The organism is Rhizobium sp. L9, assembly GCF_002531885.1.
In the GTDB taxonomy this organism is placed as follows: Bacteria; Pseudomonadota; Alphaproteobacteria; order Rhizobiales; family Rhizobiaceae; genus Rhizobium.
Map to the genome: position 1 here is coordinate 23,934 of NZ_NWSZ01000030.1, position 18,924 is coordinate 42,857.

Below are 18,924 nucleotides of genomic sequence, written 5' to 3' on the forward strand. Positions count from 1 at the left end.
CGCAGCGCTAGCGCAGGGCTAGCAATGTGCGAACTGCGCCTCTATCTACCCTTTCCGTCAAGATACCATCACAGTCGGCCGTTATGGAGTTTACATGGACAAACCCTGGAAGATCAGCCGCGGGCCGATAGCGGCGACCGAGCTCGATGTTGAGAAGGCAAACGCGATCAACTCGCTGTTGATCCGGCCGGTCGGCGTGCTTCCGGCCAGGCCCGGTGATCCTGTCCTTCCCTTCGCCGTCGGCCTGTTCAACGAGCTGCGCCCGCTCCTGAAGCCCGATGCCGGCGTGACGACGCTTCGGCGCGCGACCGCTGCCTATGTCCATTGCCGGCGCTATTATTTCGCCAGCGCTCAGCCCGATTCCATGCGCCATAACATCGACGGCGAACCGGTCGAGCCGCTGTCGGAGGAAGACCGATTGGTTGCGCAGAAGCGTTTCCTGAGCCTCAAGCAGAGCGCCGCGAAGGCCGAGGAACCCGAGCCGGCACCTGTCGTGGTCCCCGCTCCTGTGCTGAGCAAGAACGAACAGATCCGCGCCGCACTTCTACGAGGCAGGAAGAACGCCGTCAGCTGAGCTTGGCGACAGGTGGATCTTTTGCGCGCAGGAGCGCCATCAGCATCGGCCCCAACGCAAACTCACCTCGCTCGGCGCGCCGCGTGAGGTCCCGGAGATAGCCGCCGGCGGAATGGATGCACCCTCCCCTCTGCAGAATGCAGGCGATGACGGCAGCCGAGTTTTCCGATCCCATCACTGAGCACGCATCCTCATAGGCCGAGGGGCTGACGCCCAGCATCGAGCGCACGACGACCGCCGCAGTCATCAGATCCCGCCAGCTGCGCACGCTGCCGTCCGGGCCGTAATCTGCAATGTCGGGGCAGGCCTGGAGGACCACGCCGAGCGGGAAGCTTTTCAGTTCCCCTGCCCTCGCGCTCTTAACGAAGCGCGGTCCCTCTAGACCATTTTCTTGCGCTCCGCGTCCGTCATCGTCGAGCTTGATCCCCGGCCAGTCGTTCTGCTCGGTCAGCCTCTCCGTCGTCGCCGCCTGGCCGGTTCCCAGCCCTCGTTCAAATTCAAGTATGGATTCGGGGTTCGAATTCTGTATGTGGCGCTCAATTTGGGATTCACTGGCGCTCGGCATCTGCATTTTCTCATGCAGTTCCAATAGGTTGACGATATTTTCGCGGGCTATCTCGAGTTCTTTGAGGATCGGCGGGAGGTTTTCCAGATTTGCAGCCTTCGGAATGCGCTGCAGGATCGCCTGGAACATCGAAGACACGCGCTCCCAATCGCCGGGAACGGCTTCCTCGACGGCTGCGGAGATCAGTTTGGCGATGTCGCGCCGGCAGATCGTCAGCCGCTCCTTAAGACCGCGCAGCATCTGCCGGTCGGCGGCGATGCGCGCTGCCATCGTCTCGATGTCGCCGGCGCGGGCGAGAAGCGGGGCGAGGCTGAAGCCGTAGGCCTCGTCGATCCCGCCTTCCCGGCTGCGGCGCACATAACGCTTGCCGTTCGGGCTGTCCTTGCGGGAGATAAGGCCGACTTCCACCAGCAGGGCAAGATGCCGGCGCAAGGTGGCGGCGGCCATGCCGCGGGCTCTGAGCGAAAGCTGCGCGTTCGAGGGAAAGACCACCAGCGGTTTGTCGCTGGAGAGTTCATCCTCGGGATAAAAACTCAGCAGCGCATCAAGCACCGTCAGCGCCCGGTCGGTGATATCCAGCCCTGCCCGCGCCTCGCAGACCGATCGGAACAGTTTCCATTTGTTGCGCGTCGTTCCGGCCGCGATCGCCTCGCCTCGCCGCTGTTTCAGCAGCATGGCAAGCGACATCGGCCGCCGCCCGAAGGGCGTCGTCACATAGTCACTCTCCATTTCCTTCACCTCTCATCAGGCAAAAGAAATCCGCTCACCGAAACGATGCGAGGAGGAAAAGTGCCGCAGCGTCATTTGCGCGTCTGAAAAGACGCCGAGGCGCTGCAGGACTCTTGACTGGGATTCGTGAAAATGCGATTCTCTGTCTTGCTTAAGGATGTGAGAAGGGCTTCCACGACTCGTTCGTTTGGGGGCCTTTTTCTTTTGCGGTTTCAGTCTCCTTGTTTGCCCTCCTCGGCGAGGAATTGCTCATAGAGCGCGTCCAGCCGGCTGGAGAGAAAGTCTCCGAAGCGGCCGGCATTTCTCGCCTTCATCGAGAGCGAGAACGCCTTGCCGTCATTCTTCATTTCCGCCTGCACCGCCTTATCCCGCGGCTGCCATGTCACCTTCCTCGCGGCGGCGGTTTTCTTCACCGGCCGCGCGCTTTTGTTCAGCGCCGCATAAAGCGCTTCGAAACGTTTGTCGGATGGTAGCTGATGAAAGTTGTCGTCCTGCAGGACCTTGGCGACATTTGCCGCATTGGCCGCTTTGCCGGCGAGCAGCGACAGTTCCACCCAGCGCTCGCGGCCGACGCCGGGCGCCGGCCCGATTGCCTGGACGACCTCCGGCGAGATGCGGTCCATTACCGACAGCATCTTCGAGACCAAAGCCGCATTGGCGGCAAGTGCGGTCGAGACGACCTCCCTGTCGTAACCGAGCTCCTCCAGCCGTCTGGCAAAGAGTGCGCGCTCGATGAAGGTGAGGTCGGCGCGGGCCGAATTCTCCTGCCCCTGGGCGATCACGTGGGTCCGGTCGTCGATCACCTTGACGACGGCACGGACATTGCGGCCGAGTTCGCGGGCGGCGCGCAGCCGCCGGTGACCAAAGACCACCTGATAACGTCCGTCGATCCTGGCGTGGGGACGCACCAGGATGGGCGTGTCCTGTCCGCGCGCGCGGATCGCTTCGACGAGCGCTTGAAAGTCCTCATCATCCTCGGACAGGCGGTCCTTGATGAACGAGGCTTCGACGAGATCGGGGTCGAGATCGACCACCGCCTCGCCCTCCAGGAATTTTTCCGCCTGCTTGGCAAGCTCATCCAGCGAGCGGACGAGAGACCGGCCTGCCCCGCGCATCGGATAGTTCGGCGCGCCTGCGTTTTCATCAGGCATATCGGCCAGCCCTTCCAGCAGATTCTTTCGTGCCATCAGCGTCCTCCGATTGCGGTCATTGCATTGATTCAGTTCAAGAAAACGGTGAATTTGTCAGCCGACAAATTCACCGCCCCCATGCCTGGTGAATAAGGCCGGCGATCTCCGTGTTGACGGCGTCCATCGCCTCCAGCGCGCGATCATAGGTTCCCCGGTTCATCGAGGCGCGCTCGACCTCGTAAAGCGTTTGCTTGGTGATCCCGGCATCCGAGATCGCGGTGGATTTAACCATCTGGTTCTTCAGCATGAACTCGTGGAACATCGTCGACATGAAGCCGACCATCTGCGCCTGCGGCACGTCGGTCGGCTCAAAGCGCGTGATGAGATAGCGATACCAGGAGAGGTTCACTTCGGCGCCGGCGGCGCGGATCGGCTTCAGGATGCCGCCGAGCATCAGAAGGAACTGACCCATCGACATGATGTCGAGCATTTGCGGATGGATGGTGATCAAAACGCTGGTCGCGGCCGTCAGCGCCGTCAGCGTGAGATAACCGAGCTGCGGCGGGCAATCGATGACGACGACGTCGTAACGATCGTCGACCTGGGCAAGCGCGCGAGAGATGCGGGTGAAGAAGGTCTTGCCGTCATTGGTCGATTTGTCGGCCATGGCGAGCGGCGTATCGTATTCATATTCCTGCAGGTCGAGATTGGCCGGCACGATGTCGAGACCGGGAAAATTCGTCTTGTGGATGATCTCGGAGAGTGGCTTCTTCTCGCCGTCATAGCGAATCGCTTCATAGAGCGAGGCGGCCTGGTCGAACTCCGGCTGGAAGCCGTGCAGGGAGGAGAGCGATGCCTGCGGATCGAGATCGACGGCGAGCACGCGGTGGCCGGTCAGCGCCAGATGCTGGGCAAGATGGGCAGCCGTCGTCGTCTTGCCCGAGCCGCCCTTGAAGTTGACGACGGCGATGACCTGTAGCTTCTCATGAGCGCGGCGATGGGGCACATACATGCGGCTTTCGGAGCGGCCATGCGCATCGAGATAGCGCCTCAGCTCGAGCATCTGCTCGGCGCTGTAGGAGCGCCGCCCAGAAGGCGACGTCTGCGGGCAGGGGCCTTTGCCCTCGAGATGCAGTTTCTTCAGCGTACTCTGCGACGCGCCGACATAACTGGCGACCTCGGCAAGAGAAAAGCTGCGCAGCGTCTTCTTCGCGTTCGGCGGAAAGCGCTGCACGCTCAAGAGATGCAGCTTCTTCGAAATCACGTCGCCGTGCTCGAGAATCTGATCCTCGAAATAGAGCGGCGCGGCCTTCACGGCGTTCGAATTAGCGTTCATCGGCAGCAATCTTTCGGATAACGGTTTTCGGGATCAAAAGCCCCTGTAACCGTTATTATCCGCGATTCTCCGATACCGGCCAAGAAATTTAAGGTTAACGCATATTAACCTTTTCGATGCTCGTCCAAGCACTTGCCGGATCTCTGCGTGATGTCCGGATGACCGGGGATTTTGGGCCGGGGGCGCTGATAACGCGCCCCCGGCGGCGCCCGGCCGAAGGGGAGGGGGCATTCGGCGGGCTTAACTCAATGGCGCTTCGCCTGTAGTGATGCGCTGCTCGTCGGCGCCGAAGAGGTGAACGGTGTCGTGGCCGGGGGCGATCCTCAACACGTCTCCGGGGGCGGCCCGGATCCGCTCGCGGAAGACGCAGGTCAGCGTCTGACCTCCGAGCCGCACGAGCACGAGTGTTTCCGAGCCTGTGGGCTCGACGACGACGGTCGTCACTTCGATGCCGTTGGGGTCGAGCATGATATGTTCGGGGCGAATGCCGTAGGTCACGGCATCCTTCGGCCGGCGTTCGCTCGGCAGCAGCAGCCCGTCCACGGTCCTGAACCCGTCTTCGCTCATGCTGCCCTTGATGAAATTCATCGCCGGCGAGCCGATGAAACCGGCGACGAACAGATTGTTCGGGCGGTCGTAGAGTTCGAGCGGCGAGCCCGATTGCTCGATCAGCCCGTCCTTCATGACAACGATCTTGTCTGCCATGGTCATGGCTTCGATTTGGTCGTGGGTCACGTAGATTGTCGTCGTCTGCAGCCGCTGATGCAGTTCCTTGATCTCCGAGCGCATCTGCACCCGAAGCTTGGCATCGAGGTTCGACAAAGGCTCGTCGAACAGGAAGACGGCTGGATCGCGCACGATCGCCCGGCCCATGGCGACGCGCTGACGCTGACCGCCCGAAAGCTGCTTCGGATAACGCTCCAGCAGGTTTTCCAGCCCGAGGATTTTTGCCGCATTGCCGACGCGCTGATCGATCTCCGATCTCGGCATGCGCTTCATCCGCAGCGAGAAGCCCATGTTCTTCGCCACCGTCATATGCGGATAGAGCGCGTAGTTCTGGAACACCATGGCGATGTCGCGGTCTTTGGGCGCAAGCTCGTTGACGATGTGCTTGCCGATCTGGATCTTGCCCGAAGTGATGCCCTCCAGGCCGGCGATCATTCTGAGCAGCGTCGATTTTCCGCAGCCGGAGGGGCCGACCAGGACGACGAATTCGCCGTCGCCGATATCGACGGACACGCCTTTGATGGCTTTGAACGCGCCGTAGTCCTTGCGCGCATTGCTGACCGAAACATGGGCCATGAAACTCCTCCCGAATTCGCCGTCAAAGTCCGTTCAAGACACTTTTGAGAAAATCGAGGCCGAGGCGCTCACCCTCCTTGCGCGCGGCCAAGTCCTTGCCCGGCCAGCCGTAAGCGGCATCCTCGTGCTCGATCGACAGCGTGCCGTCAAAACCGTAGCCGCGGGCCTGCCTGAGGAAACGCGGCCAGTCGAGCAGACCGAGCCCCGGCAACTTGTATTGCCACCAGCCCTTGCCGTGATAGCCGAGTGCCTGCAGGGCCTCGGCGTCGATCGCCGTATCCTTGGCATGCAGAATGGCAATGCGGTCCTTGACCGCCTCCAACGCCCGATAGGGATCGACGCCGATGCGGATGAGGTGCGAGGGGTCGAATTCGAGGCCGAAGCGGCGGTCCTCGATGCGGCGGAAAAGTTCCTGCCATCCCCGAGGCGTCGTTCCGATGAAATTGTCTCTAGGTCCGGGCCAGTTCTCGATCGCGAAGGTGAGGCCGCTTGCCTGCGTTTGCGCGATCAGTCCAATCGCGAAGTCGGCGAAGTCGTCATAATTGGCCTCGTCGCTTGCCGTATCGTTACGGCCGGGAAAGATCACGAATATCGGAACGCCGGCGCCGCCGATCGCTTCGGCAAATTCTGAGGTCCTTGCCCGGAGCTCGCGGCGCTTGTCGCGGTCGGCATCGAGCTGATTGCCGAAAAAAGTCATCGAGGAAACGAAGAGGCCGCGGCTTCGTGCCAGCGAGACGGCGTCCTCCACCCGGTCGGGCGTCTTGATGTGGCCGCCGACATCAATCTCGATCGCTTCGAACCCCGCCGACGCGGCGAAATCTACCACTTCCTCCAGCGGGCGGTCATTGAATGTCGAGGTATAGAAGCCGATTTTCACCATATCCTCCGATCCTCATCAAAATCCGGGGGGCCTTGCGGTCGTTTCAACTGTTCAGCCGATCCATGAATTTCAGCGGCGAGCGCGTGCGCTGCGCCACATCGGCCGATGCGAGCATCAGGGCGGCCGCCATCGGCATGGCCGCCGCACCCATGGCCGAGGCGTCCTCGCCGATCGAGGCGCGATGCAGCGAGGGCAGGTTCGTGTCCTCGGCGTCGAGATGCTCGTGCACGTAACGCAGCAGTTCATCGACGATGCGGATCGGCAGCCGGCCGCCGACGAGCACGGCATCGGGATCGACGATCATGGCGATATGTTTGACCGCGACGGCGAGATGCGCGCTCATTTCCTTCAGCCATTGCGAAACGAGGCGCTTGCCGCGCGCGTCGAGGGTCAGCAGATCCTGCGGCACGCTCACCTTGATCCCATGCCGGGCGAGGAAATCATAGAGGAAGAACAGCGAGAAGATCTCCCCGAGAAGCTGGACCTTCTGCGCCTCGCCGTCGCGGCCGTCGGCAATCGGAAGCCAGCCGATCTCGCCGCTGAGGCCCATGGCGCCGCGATGGCCGTTGCCGTCGAGAACGAGGCCGCCGCCCGGGCAGGCATTGACGGCGATATAGAAGAAGCTGCTGCTTTCCGCGCCGAGGCCGTAGTTGAGCTCGGCAAGGGCAGCGGCATTAGCCTCATTTTCGGTGAAGACGGGATGCGGCGTCAGGCTCTCCAGTGCGGCGCGCACGTCGAAATCAGTCCATTCCTGATAGGCGTCGGGCTTGCCGAGCAGCGAGATTTCGCCGAGCCAATCCGGCATGGCAAGGCCGATGCCGGCAAGGCGCGCATCGTCGATCAGCCGGCTGCGCTGGAAATGCGAGATCGCATCTGATGTCAGTTGCATGAATTCCGCCGGCAGGATGAAGCGTTTCTCGTGGTGTACGCGGGCGCGCACATTGCCGACGGCGTCGACCGCCAGGATCGTCAGATGGTCGCGGTCGATGTTGATGCCGATGGCGTAATAGGCGTCGGGATTGATTTCGAGTTCGATTGCCGGCTGGCCTCTGAGCCCATGCCGGCGGCGGGCCTCCATGATCAGGCCCTCGTCCAGCAGGCGGTCGACGATGCGTGCGATCGCCGGTTTGGTGAAGCCCGTCTGCCTGGCGATTTCGGCGCGCGAAATCGGCGCCTGGCGGTGGATGCAGCGGAGCACGACGGCCCTGTTGTGCTCGCCCGCGTCTTCGACATTGGCGCCCGTCAGATCGGGGGAGAGCCTAGCGCCGAGTGTCTGGTTCATGCGTTCAATCCTTCCGCGCGCGTGGAGAGTGAAGCAGACCCTCTCATCCCTTCACCGCGCCGCTGGTCATCGCGCCGAGGATCAGCCTCTGGAGCGACAGGAAGGCCACGATCGCCGGAACGACCGCAATCAGGCAGGCGGCGGCAAGCAGCTGGATGGACGAGTCGGTCTGCATGCCGCGGAAGTTAAAGATTCCGACGCCGATCGGCATCAGGTCATTTTTGGTGAGCAGCAGGAAAGGCACCAGGAATTGCGACCAGCCGGCAATCACAGTGATGATGAAAACCGAGGCGATGCCCGGCGCCGACAGGGGCACGATGATGCGCCAGAAGACCGAGAAGCGGTTGCAGCCGTCGATCATCGCCGCTTCGTCGAGGCTGCGCGGGATGCCGTCGACCGTGCTTTTCAACAGCCAGGTCGCCAGGGGAACACCGAGCGCGATATAGACCATGACGACGGCGAAATGCGTGTCCAGCAGGCCGAGGCGGTTCATGTAGCGATAGAGCGGCACCATGATGACGAGCGGCGAGATCATCTGGAAGAGCAGCAGCCCCATCATCGAGAGGCCCTTGCCACGGAACTGGAAGCGGGAGAAAGCGTAAGCGGCGGGCAAGGCAACGATCAGCACGCCGAGCCCGCTGAGAGCCGCAAGCTTCAGGCCGTTCCAGAGATAGATCGGAAAATAGCTGTTGTTCAGAACCGTGATGAAATTCTGGATGGTGGGATTGTCGGGAATATAGCGCGCCGCGCCGCGATAGACCTCCCGCTTGTCGCGTAGCGCCATCGACAGCAGATAGGTGAGGGGGCCGGCGAAGAAGACGAACATCACCAGCATGAAGAGATAGCTCATGGCATCGCCTAACCGGCTTCCGGTGCGTCCGCTCATTGCTCTTCCTCCTTCGGCAGGAACGACGCATAGACGAAGGCGAGCCCGAGGCTGATGATCAGCATCAGCACGGAGAGCACGCTGCCGCCGGAGAGGTCATAGTTTCGGAAGACGATATTGAAGACGTAGAGCGAGATCACTTCGGTCGCGCGCCCGGGTCCGCCGCCTGTCAGTGTGATGATCGCATCGAAGGTGTTCACCGTCTGGATGGTGATCAGGATCATGTTGACGAGGATGGCAGCGCGCAGCTGCGGCAGCGTGACGAAGAAGAACTGCTGCGAGGCGCTGGCGCCGTCGACCTCCGCCGCCTCGTATAGCGAGGGATCGATCGATTTCAGCGCCGCATACATGACGACCATCGAAAAGGCGGTGCCGCGCCAGATGTTCGAGATCAGAGTCGACCACGGCGCCATTGCCGGGTCCGATAGCCAGGCGACGGTCGGCATGTGCATCAGCCTCAAAATGCTGTTCAGCGCGCCGTAGGGCGCTTCGGAAAACAACATCTGCCAGATGATGCCGCCGGCAATGCCCGGCACGACCCAGGCGACGAGCGCCGTGGTCCTCAGGATCGTGGTGCCGAACAGGCCGCGCTTTTCGCCGCGAACGACGGTGACGGCGACCGCAAGGCCGAGGATCTGCTGGCCGATGACGCTGCCGCCGACGAAGATCAGCGTCGCCCAGAGAATGTCGGGCAGTTGCGGCGAGCTCAGCGCACTGGTGATCGACCCAAACGTATATTGCTGGTTCTCGCCGATCAGCGTCGCATTGGTGAAGGAAAGCCGGAAAACGTCGATGACGGGATAAAGGTAGAATATGCCGATGACGATGATCACCGGCATGATCCAGGGCAGGGGCGCGCCGGCGAACCGGCGCATGAACGTTCTGCTCTGAGGCGGGCTGTCAGCCTCGATGGCAATAGGGCTCATTGGCTTCTCTGTCCGGGTTTGGCACTGTCGACGGCGCCTCAAGTCCAGGCGCCGTCGCGGTCGGAAGCGTGGAAAGCGCCCGGGATCAGAGACGCTTGTAAGCCTCCATCGCCGCGCTGAATGCGGCATCCAGAGCTTCTTCCGGTTTCTTCGTCCCCGACAGCACGTCTCCCATCATGATCTGGATCTGGTTGGAGATCTCGGGATAGATCGGCACGCCGGGCCGGGCTTGGCCATCGACCAGCGCATTGGCGAAGGTCTTGTTGGCTTCCGTCGAAAAGACCTCATACTTGTCGAAGAGCGACTTGCGCGTCGGCAGCTGCTGCTGCAGCGCGTTTGCAGGACCCATATAGACGTCGCGCGCCAGGTTGGCGCACATTTCGATCTTCTCCTTGTCCTTGCTGAAGGAGGCGACCGTCCAGCCGCCGGTGCCCGTCGACTTCTGGTCGGCCGTGGGGCCCGGGATCGGCGAGAAGGTCCAGTTCTTGAATTCCTCTTCGTCGAGCGTCGTCTTCAGCTGTGCATATTGCCAGTTGCCGCCGATGAAGAGCGCCGTCGTCGCGGCAGCCGCCGCAGCGTTCATATCGTCGTAATTGGCGATCGTCGTAACGCGCTTCGGCGCCGCACCGGAATCGACGAGATCCTTGAAGTAGTTCAGCGCCTTCAGGAATTTCTCCTTGTTCTCACCTTCGCCGAAGATTGGCTTGCCCGAGTCGTCGACGAGTTTGCCGCCGAGCGCCCAGTAATTGGCGAGCCAGTCGAAGGTCGTGCCTTCCCAGCGCCCGCCGTTGAAGAGCACGCCTTCCATGCCCTCCTTGGTGGAGGCAAGGGCGGCCTTCTTCAGTTCGTCCCAGGTCTTCGGCGCATCTGCGACCACAGACTTATTGCGGTAGAGAACGCGCAGGTCCGTATCCCACCACCAGGCACGGATGGTCTTGTCCTTGTCGGTGATGCCGTCGCGGATGAAGGGGAAGAGATCGTCGATTTCTTCCTTGGAGAAATAGGGTGTGAAATCGGCCAGCACGTGATTGACCATGAATTGCGAGAGCACGAAGGAGTCGACGGCCGCGCAATCCGGCGCGTTGCCGGCCTTGGCCTGCTCCAGCATCTTGGCCTGTTCAGTGCCGATGTCGGAGGACATGAATTGCATCTGCAATTTCCAGTCCGGATGCTTCTTGATGAAATCGACGAAGAGCTTCTGATAGCCCTCGGCAATGGCGGGATCGGAATTGTTCGGGCTGTCGTTCGTCAGGCGGACGACGAGCGTTTTCGGCGCATCGGCAAGGCCGATCCGGTCTTTGGTGGCAAGTTCCTGGGCAAAAATGGTGGATGCTGAAAATAAGACAGTGCTCAGCGCCAATGCGCTGACGGTCGCGCTCTTCATGATGGGTCTCCTCCCCATTTGAACGAATACAGCCTGGCGGTCGGTTGACCTCTCCTCATTTCCGTGCTGCATTAATTAGATTAAGTTACTTTGATTTGATGTCAAGCCAGAGCTTGGGAGGATGAGATGCTGGCGACATTCAACAGCAGCTAGCGCACGCTGCGGTTTTCGGAAGGGATGCGCGCCAAAATAAGTTGTCGACAGCGCCTTAGGGAAATCAGGCGCATCCAACCCGCAATTTTCCTGACGAAAAGGCCGATCGATCGCGGATGGCCGCGATGGTGTCAGTTCGTGCTCCGGCCGCAGCGGCAGCCGGAAACTGAAGTCCATGGAGGAGAAGATGCGTTTACTCATTCTCGGAACCGGCGGCATGGCCAACCAGCACGCCGCGCGTTTCAAGGCGATCGAAGGCGTCAGCGTCGTTGGCGGCGTCGACGTCGTCCCGGAGCGGCTCGCCGCCTTTTGCACCGAACACGGCATCGCCAATCATTTCATCTCGCTGGAGGATGCGCTCGCCTGGGGCGAGTTCGACGCGGTGGCGAACGTCACGCCCGACCGTATCCACCACCCGACGACGCTTCAGGCGATCGCCGCCGGCAAACACGTCTTCTGCGAAAAGCCGCTCGCCACCGATGCCGTCAAGGCGATGGAAATGACCGAGGCGATTGAGCGGGCCGGCAAGGTCGGCATGGTCAACCTCACCTATCGCAATTCGCCGGCGCTGCAGAAGGGCCGGCAGATGGTGCTGGCCGGCGAGATCGGCGCCGTGCGCCATGTCGAGGCGTCGCATCTGCAAAGCTGGCTGGTCGGCCGCCACTGGGGCGATTGGAAGAGCGAAAGCAAATGGCTCTGGCGGCTGAGCAAGAAACACGGCTCGAACGGCGCGCTTGGCGATATCGGCATTCACATCGTCGATTTCGCCTCTTATGGCTCCGGCCTCGACGTCGCCCACGTCTTTGCTCGGCTGAAGACTTTCGACAAGGCGCCGGGTCACAGGATCGGCGAATATGATCTCGACGCCAATGACAGCTTCACGATGAATGTCGACTTCACCAATGGCGCGATCGGCACGATCCAGGCGACGCGTACGGCCGCCGGCCAGATGGATCAGCTGCGCCTTAGGGTCTATGGTGAAACCGGCTCGGTCGAGATGATCTACGACACCGGTAAATCGAGCTTGCGCGCCTGCCTCGGCGAAGACGTGCACACAGCGACCTGGCGCGATGTGCCTTTCGATCCTGTGGAGACGAACTACCAACGTTTCGTCCAGGCCGTGCGGGCGGGCAAGACCCACGAACCCTCCTTCCGGCGCGCCGCCAGCATCCAGAAGGTGCTCGACAAGGCGCTCGCCTCCGATCTCAGCCATACCGATGAGGCGCTCGGCTGAGCCCGCCGAATTATGCTGCACGGTCGGCTTAGGCCGAAGCTGGCGGCAGCAGAAGCGTGTTGAGGAAGGGCAGGAGGGCTGCACCGAGTGCCACCCCGCCGCCGCTGAAGCTTGCCGGCCGCATCGGCGAAATCCAGGGCGTCAGGAGCGGCCTGGTCGAGGTGTCGCGCCGCTCGACGGAAAGCTGATGGATCAGCGCCTCGATCACGCCCTGCGGCAGGTCGCCGCCGATCATGACGACGCTCGGGGCGATGAAGCCGGCCATGGCGATGATCGGGTCGAGCAGATGGCCGGCGGCCTCGCGTATCCATTGCGACAGCGACGACGAGGAGAACTCCTCGCCCCTGAGCAGGCGCGCGAAGTCCTCGTCTCCGATGCGTGAGCGCAGGGAATCGAAACCGACGACGGTATTGAGCTGGACATTGTCGGGCCCGGTCAGCATTTCGCCGATGCTGCCCGCCCGCCCATGCACGCCGGAATAGGGTATGCCTCGGATGAGGAAACCCGCCTGAACATCGTCGTCGATGATGATCATCGCGAGCCCACCCTCCGGCATGGCGCTGCCGATCGTGCGCTCGGCAAGCAGGCTCGCCGTGCATTCGTTTTCGACGTAGGTGCGTGCGATCGTCGACATCGCGGCAAGCTGCTCGCTGCGGGCATCGTTCCAATCGTTGGCGGCGATCCCGAGCCCGACGATCGGCAATGTCGCATGCCGATCGGCCATGTCCCGGACCGCCGCGTGTACCGCGCCAACCCCGTCTTCCGGCTCCACGTCGAAATAGACCCGGTCATGCACTTGGCCGCTCAAATCGATCAGCACGATCTCGCCGCGCGTCCGTCGAAGCTTGACGCCGATCGAAAACGCGCCCTCCGGCCGCAGCGCGAATTCCGTGGCCGTCGCCCCGCCGCCGAGCCCGGTGCGCCGGTTCGATGTCACGAGCTTCTCGTCGGCAAGCCGCCGCAATATATTGGTGATGCCAGGCCCCGTCAGCCCGCTATGCCGCCCAAGCTCGGTGCGCGTCAGTGGCCCGTGCCGGCGGATTGCTTCTAGGATGACGCGGATATTCCGGTCGGCGATCTCACCCGATCTCAAGCCCACCGTTTTAGCGCGGGGAGCGCCCAACTCTTGAGTGTGAAGCCGACGCGGCCCCGACCGAAGATACCGCATGACCGTCTTTCTTGAGAGCACTTCGACGGTGTGTATCACGCTTATCGGTGCTCGTAACGATTTTCCAACGAAGTGCTCCGGCTTTCGAGAACCGCAACGGCGTGCCGATCATCCTCGCTGCGTCTTCTATACGTTAATAGCTGCAAGGACGATCGTTGCCGAAACCGTCGCGACAAGCCGGCCTGAGTGCGAAGTCAGCGCTGGAGTATCCAACCGATCCGGTCTGCGCCGGGTCGGTAGAGGTCGTCGTGCAGGACGACGCCGACATGGCAACGGCGATGAGCGCTGCCATCGCTGCCGGCAATTTCCACATCCGGAGCATCCCTCAACCCTCCCTTCGCCGCCAACAGGCAGCGTCTTCAGTGTGGTTGCCAAAGCAGATAGGTCGATGCTGCGATCAGGAAACTGTCATCATCGATCAAGATTGCGTTATCCTTGCGGCTGATGGTCGCCTACTTAGAAAGCGAGGTTTTTTCGAAGGGGAGGCTGGAGAGAGCTCCGGCCGGCTCGTTAAGGAGAAACGACATGGCACGGGCGTTGAGAAGATCACGCTCAGTGTTGGATGTGATATCGCTTTCGATAAACTTGTCTTGGACGATCAGAACGTGCGTCGGATGAAGGCAGGCGGCTCGATCCAAAATCTCTCGGAGGACATAGCACGCCGCGGATTGCTGACCACTCTGAATGTTCGCCCGCGGATGTCTTTTCCATGCTATGATGGGCCTGCAAAGCTCAAGTTCGACGTCTGGAATATGGCAGAGGCCGAACGCTACTTTGCCCCGGCGAAGGGGGTTTGCGCCCAGCAGGGGCTCGCCCCCCGAAGCGCTGGGTGTGCTGCCTTTTTGATCGATCGGGAGGAGGTTGTTCATGTCCACGGATAGTGTCGACCGCCCGCTGCAGCCGGGCGACCGGGCACCGAATGTTGTACTCGATGCGATCTCGCGCGAAGGCAAGATCGCGCTCGATGACTTTCGAGGCCGTAGCCCGCTACTGATCGGTCTATTTCGAGGCCTACACTGTCCATTCTGTCGGCGTCATGTCTCGGCGATGGCGCAGCTCAACCCTGCCCTGAAGGAGAAAGGCATCGAGTGTCTCGCTGTCGTCAAGACGCCCGTCGAACGGGCGCGGCTCTACTTTCGTTACCATCCACTACCCAACCTTATCAGCGCATCCGACCCGGAGGGGGCTTCGCATCGCGCCTTCGGTTTACCCATCCTCGAGCTCACGGAGAATGAAACCGAATGGCCGCACAAGCTCGGAATGGACGCGGTCATGACAATGCGGATCGATTTACCGCGGGAGTTGCCCGTGCCGATGAACCCGGCTGCGGCGGGCGACTTTCTGGAGAAAAAGGACCCGTATGAAATGACGGCGGCCGACCAGCAGATTATCATCGCCGGTCACATGCCGCTTATCGGCGAGTTCCTGCTCGATCGGGAAGGCACTGTGCGCTGGAGTTTCACAGAAGCCGAAGAGGGGGGCCAAAATCTATGCCGGGCGCCGAGTCCCGAAGAATTGATGTCGGCAGCGTCCCAAGTCGCACTTCAGTAAGCTGCTGAAAAACTCGTTCCACGAGACGGTTGGCAGCCTTATACCAATCGGCGAACGCGCAGAGCTTCCCGTTGTATACGATGATCAGCAGGTCTGGGGCCACCAGCGGACCGTGGGCATTGCCAAGCCCGCGGCCGGTCGTTACGCAGCTGCACCAAGTCCGTGGCGAGCAACGGTCATCAGAACCAGTAGAATCTAGACCAAAGTCAGCATCGCGCCTGGAAGGTTCTCAACCAACCATTAAAGGTCAGGGCAGCCTCAGATGGTAACCTCTCTGCAACATCCGCAATGAGGAGGAAGTCGCTCCCTCCCCATTTATCACCGCATCGCCGTGACCTCATCGATGGACCGGATCCGTCACCGCTTTGATGACCTCGGACGCCATCTTGAACTCCTTCTCGCGGCTGGTGATGCCATGGCGTCGCGCGATCCAGTTAAAATCCGTATAGGCAACACGGACCGTTCCATCCTTCGCTTCGTAAACGAGAACTCTGACGGGCCAATCGAGCCCGGCCACTGGATTGGCGGTGATGAACGTCGTTCCGAGCGCCGGATTGCCGAACAGGATCAGCCGCGATGGACGGACCTTGTTGCCAGCCGCGTTGCCGAGTCTTGCTTGATCGATATCATCGAACAGCATTATGCCCTTCTCTGCGACGCTGCCTTTGATCTTTGTGACAGTCTCGTCGACCGAATAGCGACTCTTCAGAACAACGACACCGTCCCGGGCACCTGCCTGGACGATAGTGGCTGATGCCGACAGAATTCCTGCCAATGAAAGCGCGGCCATGAACAATAGTCTGATCATTCTTTGCATGTCATTTACTCCTTTCGGTTGTGTCTCATTCAAACTCGTCGCCGGCTTCCGCATGGAAGGGGCGACCCCTCTTCCGGCTACCACGGAAAATTGGGATCTATCGGTGCGGGGCGCTTTGCGAACCCGCGAGCAGCATTGCTACCGCCAGAGCTGCGATAAGCACGTAGACGGATGCGTTCCAGCCGACGTGATCGTAGACCTGACCGAGAACCACACTGCCGGCCATGCCTCCGGTATAGTAGGATGCGAGGTAGATGCCGCTCGCTCCAGCCTTGTCGCTCCTGGCATGTTGACCGACGACGCCGGTTGCCATTGCCTGTGCGAGGAAGGTGCCGACCGCCACCAGTGTCAAACCGATCAGGATGACCGGCAAATACGCACTGAAGAGCGCGACGAGTCCGACGATGGCAATCGCAAGCGTCAGCACGATTCCGGTTGCCGGCCCCACAGCGCTTGCGAGCCTGCCGGCGAAAGGCGTGGTGAAGATCGACGGAAGGAAGACGAGATAGACAAGGCCGAGCGCCATCGGGCGTACCCCGAGCGTGACAATCCGAAAGTTGACATAGGTGTAGGTGCCGATGAACACGAAGAGGATGAGGAAGCCGATAGCGAAGACGCGTCGCAGCTTTGGATCGGCAAGATGTCCGCCCCAGATGCGCATGGTGAGATTCCCGCGATCATCGCTCCGCATCATGCTGGTCGTCCTTTTGAGCGTGAACCAAACCAGGGCGGCGCCGAGGAGGTTGAGGGCGGCAAACACCAGAAAATTTATCGAGAGGCCGCCAATGCCTGCGACGGCAGCGGACAGCATGCGGCCGAAGAGGTTGCTGGCAACATTGCCGGTGACATAGGCGGCTAGGGCCGTGGAGGCCTTTCCGGCGGAGAAATGCTCCGACAGATAGGCGGCCGTCAGCGTGAAGGCCGTCGACATGCAAAGCCCCTGAAGTATTCGCAGCGCGGCAAAGACGATGATGTTGTCGGTAAATGCCAGAAGCGTCGTTGGCACGGACAGGATCGCGAGGCTGATCCAGATGCCGTTGCGCCGGTCCAGGCCTCTGCCGACGAAGGCGACGAGCAGACCGGCGAGCGCCATACCGAGGGTGCTGGCATTGACGGCGAAACCCATCGTGGCGCGGCTGACCTGAAACCTCTCGACCAGAGAAGGCAATACGGCTTGCGCCGCAAAGAGGTCGACCAAGGTCAAAAAGGCGATGAGTGCGATCAGTCCAAAGCGCCAACTGTCGGCGTGAATGGTCCTCCGCTCTTGAACGGATGCCGTGAGCGGCTGTTCGATGTCGGTCATGCTTGTTCCTCCGGGATGCGGCGTTTCCCTGCCACTGCGAGGGAAACGCCGGCGAGCGATGGGGCTGCTTCAGATCAAAGGGCAACCGTTACATCGCCGCGTCATCGGTGTGCATTTCCGGGCTCAGTATGTCGGAGGAATAGAGCACGGCCGAAGCCTTGCCATTGTTCTTCCACCAATGGGAGAGATGTCCAAACTCGGCCGTCACCTCGCCCTTCTTGTGCAGGATCGGCACCTTGCAGGCGCTGCTGTATTCCGTGATCGAGCCGGAGATGATCAGGATATTGGCCGGGCGCATCTCGTGCGAATGCCAGGGAACGATGCCGCCCGGCTGCACGACGAGCTTGCGCATGCGCAGCATGCTTCCCTTCCATGCCTCGCCCTTGGACGAGAGATCGATTGATTTGACGACGCTGTCGGAGACGCCCTTCGGCATCATCGGGCCAGGCTTCATGCCATCTTCAGTGACCTGATCAGCCGGGCATTCGCCCGCCATGGCGGACGCGGCGGGCAGGCCGGCGCCGAGGACCACTGCAGCAAATGCGAGAGCGGCGAGGGACATGCGGTCGGTTTTCAATACGGGCTTCATCAGCGGTTTCTCCTTGTTGGAGCCCGGCGAGGACGGTGCCGAGCATGTTCGAAGACTGGCGCAGCGCCGATCGAAAGAGAAATGCCAGATGCTTTTGATTTCGATAGCCGCAAGCTATTGTCAGCCGCAGGGGAAACACCGAATGCCCGGCAGCTTGCCAGGCTGTGCTCCCGTGGTTGTTACGATACTGCCTTTAATGCGAACGGCCCGACGCTTTCGCCCAGCCATAGGATTTCACGGCGCCGACAAAGACTGAAACCGCCGGGGAGAAGCGTCGGCCCGCCACCGTCACAAGGCAGACCTCGCGCGAGACTTCCGGGTCCGCGACAGGTCGCACCTGCAATCCTGGGATAACGGCGCTGTATTCGGGAATGAAACAGATACCAAGGCCACCGGCGACCAGGTTCTGGATCCAGTCCTCGCGCTCGCTGGAATAGGAAACGAGTGTCTTCACGCCTTGTGCATCGCAGAGATCCGTGAGGTAATCCCAGTATTCGCAGTTGACACGCCGCAGGTAGATCTCACCGTCGATCGCCGCGATCGGAATGGCGTCATATTGGCCGAGGCGGTGGCCGGCGGGGAAAGCGAGCATGAACCTCTCGCGAAAGAGCGAGGTCACGTCGAAGCGTTCCGGAAAGCTCGTTGCCGTCGACATGAGCGCCACATCGATTTCGCCGGTCTCCAGCAGATCGGACAATCGGGCGGGCACGCCCTCGATCAGCTGCAGCTGGATTCCCTTGTGGCGCATATTGAATTCTGTGAGCAGACCGGTGAACCGGCGCGGTCCGATCGTGCACATGATGCCGACCTTGAGATGCGCTTCGCTGAGACAAAGAAATCGCGATGCCTCAGTACGCACACCCATCAACTCGTCCTGGATCTGCTGGAATCGTGGGCGAAGAAGATTGCCGAGATCTGTTATGTGCGTGAGATTGCGCTCCCGGCGGAAGAGCAGTCCGCCCACCTCATCCTCCAGCTGCTGGATGGCGCGACTGAGAGCTGGCTGAGTAACATTGCACTTTTCGGCCGCGCGCGTGAAGTTTCGCGTTTCACACACCGCCAGGAAATACCTTATATGGTGAATATCCATCGCCGCCCCTCGGCATGAATTCTAT

General features: G+C 61.2%; 19 protein-coding genes. 3 read left to right on the top strand and 16 right to left on the bottom strand.

Annotation, left to right across the window (positions count from 1 at the left end):
* Positions 1-94: 94 nt before the first annotated feature.
* The gene (locus tag CO660_RS26420) at positions 95-574 is read left to right on the top strand and encodes a ProQ/FINO family protein (RefSeq protein ID WP_097601238.1); all 480 of its coding nucleotides are present in this window, start codon (positions 95-97) and stop codon (positions 572-574) included.
* Here CO660_RS26420 and repC read toward each other — a convergent pair.
* The 10 genes from repC to CO660_RS32920 all read right to left on the bottom strand — a co-directional run bounded on the left by repC (position 567) and on the right by CO660_RS32920 (position 11,348).
* On the bottom strand, positions 567-1,868 hold the full coding sequence (gene repC / locus CO660_RS26425) for a plasmid replication protein RepC (protein WP_097601239.1): 1,302 nt from the start codon (positions 1,866-1,868) through the stop codon (positions 567-569). The genes CO660_RS26420 and repC overlap by 8 nt on opposite strands.
* Positions 1,869-2,080: 212 nt before the next feature.
* Positions 2,081-3,055 carry a plasmid partitioning protein RepB gene (gene repB, locus CO660_RS26430; RefSeq protein WP_097601240.1) on the bottom strand — a complete coding sequence of 325 codons (975 nt, stop codon included), beginning with the start codon at positions 3,053-3,055 and terminating at the stop codon, positions 2,081-2,083.
* 70 nt (positions 3,056-3,125) lie between these two features.
* Positions 3,126-4,334, bottom strand: a complete 1,209-nt coding sequence (gene repA, locus CO660_RS26435; protein WP_097601241.1) for a plasmid partitioning protein RepA — start codon at positions 4,332-4,334, stop codon at positions 3,126-3,128.
* 240 nt (positions 4,335-4,574) lie between these two features.
* The gene (gene ugpC / locus CO660_RS26440; protein WP_085782018.1) at positions 4,575-5,636 is read right to left on the bottom strand and encodes a sn-glycerol-3-phosphate ABC transporter ATP-binding protein UgpC; all 1,062 of its coding nucleotides are present in this window, start codon (positions 5,634-5,636) and stop codon (positions 4,575-4,577) included.
* Positions 5,637-5,658: 22 nt separating this feature from the next.
* Complete coding sequence (locus tag CO660_RS26445) at positions 5,659-6,513, bottom strand: sugar phosphate isomerase/epimerase (RefSeq protein ID WP_097601287.1); 855 nt, start codon at positions 6,511-6,513, stop codon at positions 5,659-5,661.
* Positions 6,514-6,559: 46 nt separating this feature from the next.
* Positions 6,560-7,798: an ROK family transcriptional regulator gene (locus CO660_RS26450; protein ID WP_097601242.1), complete on the bottom strand. Its 1,239-nt coding sequence runs from the start codon at positions 7,796-7,798 to the stop codon at positions 6,560-6,562.
* Positions 7,799-7,841: 43 nt separating this feature from the next.
* Positions 7,842-8,684, bottom strand: a complete 843-nt coding sequence (locus CO660_RS26455) for a carbohydrate ABC transporter permease (RefSeq protein WP_085782016.1) — start codon at positions 8,682-8,684, stop codon at positions 7,842-7,844.
* Positions 8,681-9,610 carry a sugar ABC transporter permease gene (locus CO660_RS26460; protein ID WP_097601243.1) on the bottom strand — a complete coding sequence of 310 codons (930 nt, stop codon included), beginning with the start codon at positions 9,608-9,610 and terminating at the stop codon, positions 8,681-8,683. Before CO660_RS26460 ends, CO660_RS26455 begins: the two co-directional genes overlap by 4 nt.
* 85 nt (positions 9,611-9,695) lie before the next feature.
* Positions 9,696-10,994, bottom strand: coding sequence for an extracellular solute-binding protein (locus CO660_RS26465; RefSeq protein ID WP_097601244.1), 1,299 nt, complete (start codon positions 10,992-10,994; stop codon positions 9,696-9,698).
* 75 nt (positions 10,995-11,069) lie between these two features.
* Positions 11,070-11,348, bottom strand: coding sequence for a hypothetical protein (locus CO660_RS32920; protein ID WP_141504921.1), 279 nt, complete (start codon positions 11,346-11,348; stop codon positions 11,070-11,072).
* Between CO660_RS32920 and CO660_RS26470 the strand changes: the two genes are divergently transcribed.
* Positions 11,335-12,381: a Gfo/Idh/MocA family oxidoreductase gene (locus CO660_RS26470; RefSeq protein WP_097601288.1), complete on the top strand. Its 1,047-nt coding sequence runs from the start codon at positions 11,335-11,337 to the stop codon at positions 12,379-12,381. The two genes, CO660_RS32920 and CO660_RS26470, sit on opposite strands and share 14 nt — an antisense overlap.
* 28 nt (positions 12,382-12,409) lie before the next feature.
* Here the strand turns inward: CO660_RS26470 and CO660_RS26475 are convergent, their stop codons facing one another.
* Positions 12,410-13,549: an ROK family transcriptional regulator gene (locus CO660_RS26475; protein ID WP_097601289.1), complete on the bottom strand. Its 1,140-nt coding sequence runs from the start codon at positions 13,547-13,549 to the stop codon at positions 12,410-12,412.
* A gap of 133 nt (positions 13,550-13,682) precedes the next feature.
* Complete coding sequence (locus CO660_RS34000) at positions 13,683-13,871, bottom strand: hypothetical protein (protein ID WP_097601245.1); 189 nt, start codon at positions 13,869-13,871, stop codon at positions 13,683-13,685.
* Between the two features lie 545 nt (positions 13,872-14,416).
* On the opposite strand from CO660_RS34000, the gene CO660_RS26490 reads away from it, so the two are divergent.
* Positions 14,417-15,100, top strand: a complete 684-nt coding sequence (locus tag CO660_RS26490; RefSeq protein WP_064807907.1) for a peroxiredoxin-like family protein — start codon at positions 14,417-14,419, stop codon at positions 15,098-15,100.
* A 337-nt stretch (positions 15,101-15,437) separates the two neighbouring features.
* Here CO660_RS26490 and CO660_RS26495 read toward each other — a convergent pair whose 3' ends face one another.
* The 4 genes from CO660_RS26495 to CO660_RS26510 all read right to left on the bottom strand — a co-directional run bounded on the left by CO660_RS26495 (position 15,438) and on the right by CO660_RS26510 (position 18,899).
* Positions 15,438-15,890 carry a DUF302 domain-containing protein gene (locus CO660_RS26495; RefSeq protein ID WP_245421389.1) on the bottom strand — a complete coding sequence of 151 codons (453 nt, stop codon included), beginning with the start codon at positions 15,888-15,890 and terminating at the stop codon, positions 15,438-15,440.
* 124 nt (positions 15,891-16,014) lie between these two features.
* Positions 16,015-17,220: an MFS transporter gene (locus tag CO660_RS26500; RefSeq protein WP_097601248.1), complete on the bottom strand. Its 1,206-nt coding sequence runs from the start codon at positions 17,218-17,220 to the stop codon at positions 16,015-16,017.
* Positions 17,221-17,308: 88 nt separating this feature from the next.
* Positions 17,309-17,809 (bottom strand): cupin, encoded by a 501-nt coding sequence (locus CO660_RS26505; protein ID WP_097601249.1) that lies wholly within the window; start codon positions 17,807-17,809, stop codon positions 17,309-17,311.
* A gap of 193 nt (positions 17,810-18,002) precedes the next feature.
* Positions 18,003-18,899, bottom strand: a complete 897-nt coding sequence (locus CO660_RS26510; RefSeq protein WP_097601250.1) for a LysR family transcriptional regulator — start codon at positions 18,897-18,899, stop codon at positions 18,003-18,005.
* Between the last annotated feature and the right edge of the window lie 25 nt (positions 18,900-18,924).

Bases quoted from the DNA above. Each gene is read 5' to 3' on its own strand.
- CO660_RS34000 (WP_097601245.1), bottom strand. From the start codon at position 13,871: ATGCTCCGGATGTGGAAATTGCCGGCAGCGATGGCAGCGCTCATCGCC.
- CO660_RS26455 (WP_085782016.1), bottom strand. From the start codon at position 8,684: ATGAGCGGACGCACCGGAAGCCGGTTAGGCGATGCCATGAGCTATCTC.
- CO660_RS26500 (WP_097601248.1), bottom strand. From the start codon at position 17,220: ATGACCGACATCGAACAGCCGCTCACGGCATCCGTTCAAGAGCGGAGG.
- CO660_RS26450 (WP_097601242.1), bottom strand. From the start codon at position 7,798: ATGAACCAGACACTCGGCGCTAGGCTCTCCCCCGATCTGACGGGCGCC.
- CO660_RS26490 (WP_064807907.1), top strand. From the start codon at position 14,417: ATGTCCACGGATAGTGTCGACCGCCCGCTGCAGCCGGGCGACCGGGCA.
- ugpC (WP_085782018.1), bottom strand. From the start codon at position 5,636: ATGGCCCATGTTTCGGTCAGCAATGCGCGCAAGGACTACGGCGCGTTC.
- CO660_RS26460 (WP_097601243.1), bottom strand. From the start codon at position 9,610: ATGAGCCCTATTGCCATCGAGGCTGACAGCCCGCCTCAGAGCAGAACG.
- CO660_RS26495 (WP_245421389.1), bottom strand. From the start codon at position 15,890: ATGGCCGCGCTTTCATTGGCAGGAATTCTGTCGGCATCAGCCACTATC.
- CO660_RS26475 (WP_097601289.1), bottom strand. From the start codon at position 13,549: ATGCGGTATCTTCGGTCGGGGCCGCGTCGGCTTCACACTCAAGAGTTG.
- CO660_RS26420 (WP_097601238.1), top strand. From the start codon at position 95: ATGGACAAACCCTGGAAGATCAGCCGCGGGCCGATAGCGGCGACCGAG.
- CO660_RS26505 (WP_097601249.1), bottom strand. From the start codon at position 17,809: ATGAAGCCCGTATTGAAAACCGACCGCATGTCCCTCGCCGCTCTCGCA.
- CO660_RS26470 (WP_097601288.1), top strand. From the start codon at position 11,335: ATGCGTTTACTCATTCTCGGAACCGGCGGCATGGCCAACCAGCACGCC.
- CO660_RS26510 (WP_097601250.1), bottom strand. From the start codon at position 18,899: ATGGATATTCACCATATAAGGTATTTCCTGGCGGTGTGTGAAACGCGA.
- CO660_RS32920 (WP_141504921.1), bottom strand. From the start codon at position 11,348: ATGAGTAAACGCATCTTCTCCTCCATGGACTTCAGTTTCCGGCTGCCG.
- repA (WP_097601241.1), bottom strand. From the start codon at position 4,334: ATGAACGCTAATTCGAACGCCGTGAAGGCCGCGCCGCTCTATTTCGAG.
- repC (WP_097601239.1), bottom strand. From the start codon at position 1,868: ATGGAGAGTGACTATGTGACGACGCCCTTCGGGCGGCGGCCGATGTCG.
- repB (WP_097601240.1), bottom strand. From the start codon at position 3,055: ATGGCACGAAAGAATCTGCTGGAAGGGCTGGCCGATATGCCTGATGAA.
- CO660_RS26465 (WP_097601244.1), bottom strand. From the start codon at position 10,994: ATGAAGAGCGCGACCGTCAGCGCATTGGCGCTGAGCACTGTCTTATTT.